The organism is Robertmurraya sp. (genome assembly GCF_036676585.1).
Lineage (GTDB): Bacteria > Bacillota > Bacilli > Bacillales > Cytobacillaceae > Robertmurraya_A.
On record NZ_JAKFCQ010000029.1, the window covers coordinates 1 to 9,185 of the forward strand.

The window sequence follows — 9,185 nt, forward strand, 5'->3', positions numbered from 1 at the left end:
AACAAATTTATAAAATGCTCGGAACCGCCGAATTTAATCTTTCCCTGTATCTCGAAATACTATATCCTCAATTCGTTTTTATTACGAGGGACAATACTTGAGTAAATGTCTAGACAATTATTTCTTAGGGACTGTCACAGTTGCAGTATCCGTAGAAATGTTACCCGCATTATCTGTAGCAGTATAAGTAATAGTATATAGACGTCCCTCACCTTTTCCTGATCTTTCTACACGAAGATCAAACGTCGTATCATTTGTACCATAATCAGCATTTTGAACATCAGCTGATGTTTTACCGGCACCTAATTGATTACTTGATTCATTGCTTGTAATTGATGTAAAAACTACTGAATCTAAGCCAGATACCGACTCAATTACATTAACTATTGCATTTATGGAAACCATTTTATGATTAGCTGGTGAAAGAACGGTTCTATCAAGAGTTAAATTTAACGATGGAGGTGTCTTGTCAATATTAACTTCTATTACTTTTGTCTGTTCAATATTTCCTGCCTTATCGAAGCTTCGATATTGGAGAATATTTTTGCCTTCCTTAGAAACGGTGATAACTCCATTATAGTCAGTCCATGTATTTCCATTGTCGAGACTATACTTCGGATTATCCACTCCTGAAAGGTTATCATTTGACGAAAGAGTAACATGTACATCAGTTTTGTACCAATTGTTTTGGTATGCACTTTCTAAAACAGACGCTGTTGTAACAGGTGGAGTTTTATCTAAATTAATATTAATTGAACCGATACCAATCAACCCTGCGGTATCCTCTGCCATTCCTTCTATTACTTGATCAACACCCTCCGTGGAAACTAAGATTGGGGGATCAATGAAGAGAACTGAATCATCGTCAGTAGCTTGAAATGAAACAGTCACATCTTTATTATACCAACCATTATGATCAGGAGAACGGTCAACAATCGCAGTGACAACAGGCGGATTATTCTTGGTAAGCTTAAGTACTAAATGGGTGTCCCCTCCATTAATATCAAATGATTCTTCTAATGGAAAAAATCCTGGAGCAGAAACTCTTAACGTATAGTGTCCTCCTTTTATTATGTCGGAAATAAATAATCCCTCTGTTTGGATGATAGGGGTATCAAATCCAACTAACTCGACTATAGCATCGTTGATCGGAACCTCATTTTCGTCCATTATATAACCTTCAATACGCCCATTAAGCCTTCTTCCTGAAGGAATATCGTATTCTTGATGGTTAATAATGCCACTTTCTCCCAATTGAAGTTCAACGTTATGTTCAACTAGTTTCTCAGGATTACTTCCAAAAAACATTTGAAAGCTATTTTCTCCACGTGCAGAATCAAAATCGCCAGGTATTATGGAAAATGTATAATTACCTTCCGAATCTGTTAATGTAGAAGCTATATTAATCCGACCACCACCGGTACCTAAATATACTTTTAAATTTACTTGATAGTCCTCAACAGGTGTTTGATACATGTCTGCATATGTAACCTTTCCTGAAAGGATTGTTCTTTTCTCTGGAATTTGAAAGTTCAGCGTTTGAGATTTTACACTGTACACAACGACGTATCCTTTTACAGATATTACAGCGGATACTGCATCATATAACCCCCGAGTATAATTTGGAATCGAATACTTACCTTCTTTATTAGTTGAAGCGGAACCTACAAACCGAAATCCTAATTCTGGAGAGTATGTTCCAATTTTGATTGAAGCACCTTCAACAGGCTGTCCATTCTCATCTGTTATTTTTCCTTGCAATGAACTGATTATTTCACTGCCAACTTCATTTGTATTTGCAGTTACTGTCAAGAATAAAACTAACAAAGATAAGATTAATGCTAAGATTTTTCTGCTTGATCCTTTAGCATCTTTCATCCTTTTTCCTCCCTTTTCTCACGAATATTCTTTAATAAGAACTATCTGTTCTTATTAAAGAATATCATTATTTACCATGTTTTGTAAGAATTTTAAATATTTATGAGAAAAGCTTGGTTTTATCATTGATTAGATTCTGTTATTTCACTTTAGTAGAATAAAAGAGCCATTAGGCAACTAGAAAAACCGCTTATACAGCTCTCTTCGATTATTACTCCCTCTTCCATTGATCATATTAGCTTTTATAGGGTATGACATAGGAACAAACGTTCCTGTATCAAGAGGTGATATCGTGAACCGTGACAACATCGAAGAAGACTTAAGGAGGATTACCAAGGAATTAGAACATCTCCTTGAGATGGTACATGAAGATTACTCCAATGAAAGAGCTTATGCCATGTGTCAATATAACATGGGTCTCATGGTTGGGATTGGGTATGCAAAGAGGGAACTGGAGAAGATGATTTCTTCCTCTGATAATCCCTGAAATGGGGTTTCGCTAATATTTGACGGAAAAAACACGCTAAAACAAAGAAGCCGATATTAATGAGAGTCGGCTTCTTTTCGTTTATTCCGCTATAGATCCTCGTTACTTGAATAAGAACATCCATTATTCATCCTTTTGTCTTTTCTCCAATTGCTCAATTCTCTTTTCCAATTCTGCTATTTTACTTTTTCTCTTAAAAAACAGGATTATTATACCGAATGGTATTCCGATAAATATAAATAACATAACCAATTGATATATAGCAGTCCCCCATTGAAAATGAACCAACTTTATTCCTCCTCTAAAACTCACTATTTTTTATACGATTCCATAAATTTGAAGTTCCACTTTTCTTCCCGTTAGTCGAGCAAAAAACAGGGGACGATGCCAGTCCTATTCCCCTGCTATCGATCCTCATTAGTTTAATAAATTCCCTACATTTTTCTCTCGTTTTTTAATTCTCCAAAACCCAATAATTGAGCTGATTAAACATAGTATAGTAAGAGTGAACCAAATATAAGTGGCTAAATCACGTTTACGCCATGCATCAACAAGGTATCCTGATTTTCCATGTTTCACAAGTTCATTCACAATGTGGTCATTAGCATCAAACCTTTTTGAATCAATAACTAGCGGAATATCAATAAGAACTTCTCCAAGTGGAGGTCCATAACTTATCCACGTTTGCCCCGTCCAATTGTCTTTTTTATAAGCAACTGAAGCATGTCCATTTATGGAATGTCTCTTTTCAACTTTAGTCCATCGTAAACTCCATGAAAATAAAAGTACAACAGCCAAGACAGAGAAAATCCACCTCAAAAAACCAACTCCTATTTAGTATTCATTTCATTTTATCATATAGGGTTTGTAGCTGAAATTGCTCGTCTGAACAATAGTTGTCATTTTCTTTTCGATCCCTCATAAGATGTTTTTTAACTACATCATCATGAAAGAGGGCCTTTAATTGAAGAAAAACAAATGGGTTAAAGTTGAAAAAGCAATAATGCATCTATTTCCCCAAGATATTCGTTACATTGTCGCTACATACAAAATTTTTGGTATCCCAATTTATCGACATCGAACGAAATGGGACTGATTCAACGTGGTGTAAGTAGCAGGACCCTGACATGCCCTGCTGTAAATCTTCTGAAGTTGAACGGGGAACACGTTCTGCTTTTTAATATTGGTTCAGTAGAAAAGACCCGTCCCTAAGATTTAGGAACGATCTTTAAACTGGAGAAGGTTATTTAAATATAGATCTTCGTTTAGCGGAATAAGTTATTTAAGTTCAGGACGAGATGAAAAAAATTTGGCAGAACATTTAGTCTGCCAAATTAAATTACTCGTTTTATAATTTTTTTTACTGATAATGATAAAAAACGAATCTTATTTTAAAAGGCTTTTCTAACTGTTTTGCTTTCGCTTGTCTTACACCTACTGAAACTAACTCATCAGGACCTGAACCTTGTCCTCCTAAAATCTCGTCTAGGTTTATTTCTTCTCCATTTTTGTAAAAACTCCAAATCGAGCTAATGCGACTTCAAGAAGAATATGGCCAATACTGTTCGAGGCTCAGCTGGAGACCAACGGAGGAAGATCGCGCTGAAATATTACAGTTAGCTAACACCTTGCCTCGCATTTGGAGCGATGCTACTATTCCGCTTTATCTTTAGGTGTATAATGACCTTTTACTCCTTCTTGTAACCCATAAGAGGAGAAATAAAAACCTTTAACATTGTTATGTTTTATTTCTTCGATTTTCCCGTTTTTCACCTCAAATTTCTTTGCAGGAGCAGATCTAATAAAAATTATAGAGCCAAGAGATTAAAGAGAAGCCTGTAACTTAGATTACTCAGTAAGTTACAGGCTTTTTCTGATACACAGATGTCTATATATTTTAACCATAAGGTTGGCTTATCATTTTTTCTAATACAAGACCTTATTTAAAGTTAAGGTAGCCTGTTCTCCTTGAATGAGGAGATTTCCATTTTCCAAAGGGTATTTAGCTTCTTTGGGAGATCGGAGAATTGCGGCAATGCGGTCTCCAATACTCTGGTCTTCTGTAAAGCTAACCGCTATCCTTTTCAGAACTCCAGCTGTAACGGGCTCTAAATCAGAATTCACGACTAAGACCATGGTTTTGCTATCTTTGAAACCAATTTCTCCGTATATCTTTTGTTGATCAGAAGAGAAATGAACCTTGTTTCCCTTCACCTCAAAGTTTTCAGCGATATCCTGTATGGGCATGAGCAACGGTCCATATTCCTCGGCTACAGATGGATTCACTTTTGCTACCTGGGCCACGAGTCCCCCCTCAGAGTGAGAAAATTGAATGACTCCCAATATAACTCCTAAGCCAATAATAATGGTAAGGATTTTTCCAATAATCTTCTTTATTGTCCGAATAATAAACCCTGCTGCAATGATTATACCTATAATAACAATCCCACTAGTCAATATTTCTGTTTGCATAGTAATCTCCTATAGAATCATTCTCGATATAATTATACCGTTTATTCAGGTATCGTCTAGGATATTAATCAAGCTATCGATCCCCATCCCCGTTTATTGAAATAACAACGAGTTCAAAATTCGCTTTTGACAATGAGTGTCTCATAAGAATCAAGGTTATTTGCTCTAATTGCATAAATATATGGGGAATTTCCCCTTCTAACCCAATTCAAATATTTCTCCTCGTTCCGATTCAAAAATTCTTTTAAATTCCGTAGCAATATGGTTCAGGTTGATTGTTTTAGCTATCGTTTAGTGCATGAAAAGAATAAGCAGCCCATTTCATGCCCCTCATCAAGATTAGACTTAAAGTTAAACTTTGAAAAAACTAAATCATAATCAAATGGACATGAAAAGTTCTCTGGTAATACATCTAGGGATATAGAGGAGAAGGATTCATTATTTTCTACTGACCTTTTTAGCCCCCTAGACAAGGTAGACACATCAGTTGCATTTTAATAAAAAAAAGGGACGCCGAAGCATACTATATCACACTATAAATTTCCGTTAGAGAAACAATAAAAATACGGATGTCAGCATCTGCCGCCCTCATGCTATCGATCTCTGATAGAGCTTCTAACCTCTTAACAAAGAATAAAATATACAAATTCTACTAAACTATATTCCATAATTTACCGATATTATAAGAAAAGGAATCGTGAGGAGAGGTGGAATAAAATGACGAATATACATATCAATAACGGGATCCAAAAGCTAAGAGGTATAGAAAACGCGGAACTCCAGCATCTTAGACATGGGAATAAATCCAACCCATCGGCCCTCGCTGAAACCCAGCAAGCATTAGCCAATCATGAAAGTCCGTTGTTTGAGCCCGTTGACAAGGTAGAGCTCGGGAACAGCCAGACTATATCCAAATCAACATACTCTCCGCCAACTTCTGTTAATCCTATTCAATTTTCAATCCAAACGAGTCAAGTAAGAACGGACGTAGTAAGTGTTAAAGTCGGTGACTTCTCAACCGATACCGCTGATCTCCTGATTGCCGGAAAAGCTGCAAAAGTTACCGTGGATAGTTCGGTGGGCATCGATAACGGAAATGACATGTTAATCGTTGAGAACGGTGCAAAAATCAACCTCAATACCTCTACCCAATTCGACAATTCCAATGATTTGATGATGATTGGAAATGGAGCAAAGGTAGACTGGAACAGCACTGTTGGCATCGATAACGGAAATGATATAGTGATCATCGGCAACGGGGCACAAGTAAGTTGGAACAGTTCTGTTGGCATCGATAACGGAAACGATAACGTGATTATTGGAAATGGCGCGAAGGTGGAGTTTAGCAGATCAATCGGTGTAGATAATGGTCACGATACCCTGATTGTTGAAAATGGTGCAAAAGTGAAAATCAGCAGTGTCGGGGATACCGATAATGAAAGCGGAACTCTGATTATCGGCAAAGGTGCGGACATTGAGATTACGGGCAGCTTGAGTATCGATTATTCCAAAGGTAGCGGTATCACTTTTCTTGACGGGAAACTACACATTCATCTCATAAATGAAAAGAATCAATCCTTCCAAATGGAAGTGAATGTGAAAAATAAGGAAGAAGCTACTTATTTCCAAGAATTAATTCGAGATAAAATAAAAAATGGTAAAATTCATGTTGATGGTTTTTCAAATTTCATCCAGGAAATCCAAGAAAGATTCCGTGAAATGAAGAGTAAGAAGAACGATAAATTAGACGAGCCGCAGTTAAAGAAACCAGAAGAATTGAAGCCGATCAACAAACATCAACTTCGTTTAGACATGATGCAATCCTTAGTACAAAATTTGTTCCAGTATCAGTATCAAGCTAATCAAGGACTCCATAAAGGATTCGTTCGACGTGGGGATATAAGAATTTAAATGACCTCCCTTCACCAATAGAATAGCAGGAGTTGTATAGATTTACCCGACCGACGATGCTCAATCATTTTCGTCGTAAAAATCGAACACCAAGATTTAGCAGCAGCCGATCAGAAACAACAACCACAATTTATAGGTAAATGTTTGGTCTTGTTTTATTTTTGTAGGTTCAAATAATGGTAACTTTATTGTAATGGTAATCGTTTCCTCACCTCTCTTGAACTATTATATAAGAACTTGTGTTTGATATCCATTTTTCTTTACGTGTGGTTTCATGTCGGACAAAGGAGGGTATCCACCCTCCTTTGTCCGAACCCGATTCATCCCCTCCCTACTTTGTTGAAGAAGGGGGCTTCTCAGCTAAGCCGATAAATTGTGTCAATAGCTGGTTAAACTTGTCACGTTCTTCCCAGAAAGGACCATGACCACTATATTGAAACGGGACAAGCCGAGAGTGGCTTATTTTTTGATTTAGTTCCTGAGCTTGTGCAAATGGAATCACTTTGTCATGAATGCCGTGAACGATTAAGGTAGGGACCCATATTTTTAGCAGATCAGCATACAGCTTCTCATCTCTCAGCAGAATTATGATTGCCGCGGTTGACCAACCCGCTGCCTGTAATCCCAATTGAAAAAACCAGTCAGAGAAAGCATCGGTTATATACTGAAAGAAAAAGGTGTCTGTCACTCCCCGCATCATCTTAGGGCGATCATTCAACGATTCGGCAAGAAGTTTATTTGCAGTTTCTGCTGTAAAGCCTATAGGTGCTGCAGCATCTATAAGGACAAGTTTGGATACTCCATAACCATTGTAGCGGGACATATACCGAATCGCGATCGCTCCACCCGTGGAATGACCCGCAAGTGTGAAGTTGTCTAATTGAAGTGCACCAACTACAATGCGGATATCATCTGCCAATCGGTCATAATTATAACCGCTCATTGGTTTATCCGAGTTACCAAACCCTCTCCAGTCAAGTCCTATACAGCGGTATCCCATTGCGGGAAGAACATCAAACTGATACTCAAACTGTTTATGGCTTAGCGGCCAGCCATGTATAAATACGATGGTCTTGCTGCCCCCGGGGTTGATATCTTCCACATATATACTCACGCCTGGTTCTACACAAATAAAGTATCCCACACCGATTCCTCCGTATTATTAAAGTGGCTTTAACAATAAGTTACTCATGTAGGCATACATAGGTTAATGTCTATACATGGTTGTGAGTGATGACGTATGTCAGGGTTGACATAGGGGAATAATTCTCCCCTATTCTTATTTTGGGTAGAAATTAGGGATGAATAGAGGAAGTAATTTCCCTTATCACTCCACTTCGGGGTGTTGAAAGGGCTTACAAATTAGAATAGCAGACAATTTTTCCTCTATCCACCCTATTACTAGGCTGAAACTTAATATAAGGGACAGATCTTCTCCACCTGAATGCCATAGAATCTGCCCTTGTATCGGATCTTGCGGAACAGCTCTCCGAATGACCACTGACTCAACTTTTGGTTGATGACCCGTGACCGTTTTTTCTTCGTGTTCCGCTGCACCCCATCCGGGTTACCAATATAGACGGTTTGAATCCCATGATCCATGCACCAATGAATGGCTTGCTTGGAAATCGCATGTTCCACATACTCGATGCGACGGTTGATCCATGCTAAGAAGTTTCGTTTTCTCTCAATCAAGGCCTCTCGATGACTAGACCCCTTCTGTGTCCGTGAAATCCGATTTTGGAACCATGCCAGTTTTTTATTTCGTAGTCGGTGGAGAGAACGGAGTTCTTTTCCTGTCAAAATGACATGCTGCTTCCCATCAGATAACGTCAGAGCATGAATTTCACCTGGATCACCACCAGCTACCCCTGTTCCTTGCACCTGCTGACGTTTTGGTTTTTCAATCGTCAGATGAAGCCAGTACTGGTTAAGGTGCCATACGATCTCTGCATGTTTAACAACAGACGGATCGATATGTTTCGGGCATTTCACCACCAATGGTTTTTCTTTCAATCCGTTGCTGAATTTCAAAACATCTCCCTTGTTATGGATCGCCGCTTTCTTGTACCGAACAGAAAAGTATTTCTTATACCGCCATGGATATTTCCAATCCTTGTTGCCATTCACCCGCTGCTCGTAGGTACGCTGGCAGGTCTCTTGGTGCAGCTCAACGATCGCTTGAATGGTTTGAGAGTGGAGAGCATAATCTTGCGAGTTGAACCACTTCTTCAGTTCCGCTTCATTGGTCCACACCTTCCACGTTTGCCAAAGCCACCCGTGATGATCCAAGATATCATTCCACAACCGTGCGGATTCTTGACGTAGATGATCGACCAACAGACGTTGTTCAGCGGTTAGACGTAAGGGGATTTTGGATACCAGTACATCCCCAGTGGGCACATTCCGTTTGCTTTTCTTGGCTCCCATGCCTTTC

The 9,185-nt window shown here is 38.5% G+C and carries 8 protein-coding genes; 2 read left to right on the top strand and 6 right to left on the bottom strand.

What is annotated here, in order from left to right; genetic code table 11:
- Positions 1-117: 117 nt before the first annotated feature.
- Entirely contained in the window at positions 118-1,878 is a 1,761-nt protein-coding gene (locus ACGLXV_RS03460) for an OmpL47-type beta-barrel domain-containing protein (protein WP_391557503.1), read from the bottom strand.
- Positions 1,879-2,170: 292 nt separating this feature from the next.
- Here ACGLXV_RS03460 and ACGLXV_RS03465 point away from each other — a divergent pair, with 292 nt between their 5' ends.
- The gene (locus tag ACGLXV_RS03465; RefSeq protein WP_391557504.1) at positions 2,171-2,365 is read left to right on the top strand and encodes a hypothetical protein; all 195 of its coding nucleotides are present in this window, start codon (positions 2,171-2,173) and stop codon (positions 2,363-2,365) included.
- 123 nt (positions 2,366-2,488) lie between these two features.
- On the opposite strand, the gene ACGLXV_RS03470 is transcribed toward ACGLXV_RS03465, so the two are convergent.
- From ACGLXV_RS03470 to ACGLXV_RS03480, 3 genes are all read right to left on the bottom strand, one after another.
- Positions 2,489-2,653 (bottom strand): hypothetical protein, encoded by a 165-nt coding sequence (locus tag ACGLXV_RS03470; protein ID WP_391557505.1) that lies wholly within the window; start codon positions 2,651-2,653, stop codon positions 2,489-2,491.
- A 129-nt stretch (positions 2,654-2,782) separates the two neighbouring features.
- Positions 2,783-3,184 carry a hypothetical protein gene (locus tag ACGLXV_RS03475; protein ID WP_391557506.1) on the bottom strand — a complete coding sequence of 134 codons (402 nt, stop codon included), beginning with the start codon at positions 3,182-3,184 and terminating at the stop codon, positions 2,783-2,785.
- A gap of 1,107 nt (positions 3,185-4,291) precedes the next feature.
- Positions 4,292-4,837: a hypothetical protein gene (locus tag ACGLXV_RS03480; RefSeq protein WP_391557507.1), complete on the bottom strand. Its 546-nt coding sequence runs from the start codon at positions 4,835-4,837 to the stop codon at positions 4,292-4,294.
- A 717-nt stretch (positions 4,838-5,554) separates the two neighbouring features.
- Between ACGLXV_RS03480 and ACGLXV_RS03485 the strand changes: the two genes are divergently transcribed.
- Entirely contained in the window at positions 5,555-6,748 is a 1,194-nt protein-coding gene (locus ACGLXV_RS03485; RefSeq protein ID WP_391557508.1) for a hypothetical protein, read from the top strand.
- Between the two features lie 331 nt (positions 6,749-7,079).
- On the opposite strand, the gene ACGLXV_RS03490 is transcribed toward ACGLXV_RS03485, so the two are convergent.
- Both ACGLXV_RS03490 and ACGLXV_RS03495 read right to left on the bottom strand, forming a co-directional pair.
- Positions 7,080-7,892 carry an alpha/beta fold hydrolase gene (locus tag ACGLXV_RS03490; RefSeq protein ID WP_391557509.1) on the bottom strand — a complete coding sequence of 271 codons (813 nt, stop codon included), beginning with the start codon at positions 7,890-7,892 and terminating at the stop codon, positions 7,080-7,082.
- Between the two features lie 269 nt (positions 7,893-8,161).
- Positions 8,162-9,185: RNA-guided endonuclease InsQ/TnpB family protein (locus ACGLXV_RS03495; protein WP_391557510.1), on the bottom strand; the 1,024-nt coding region annotated here is incomplete at its 5' end.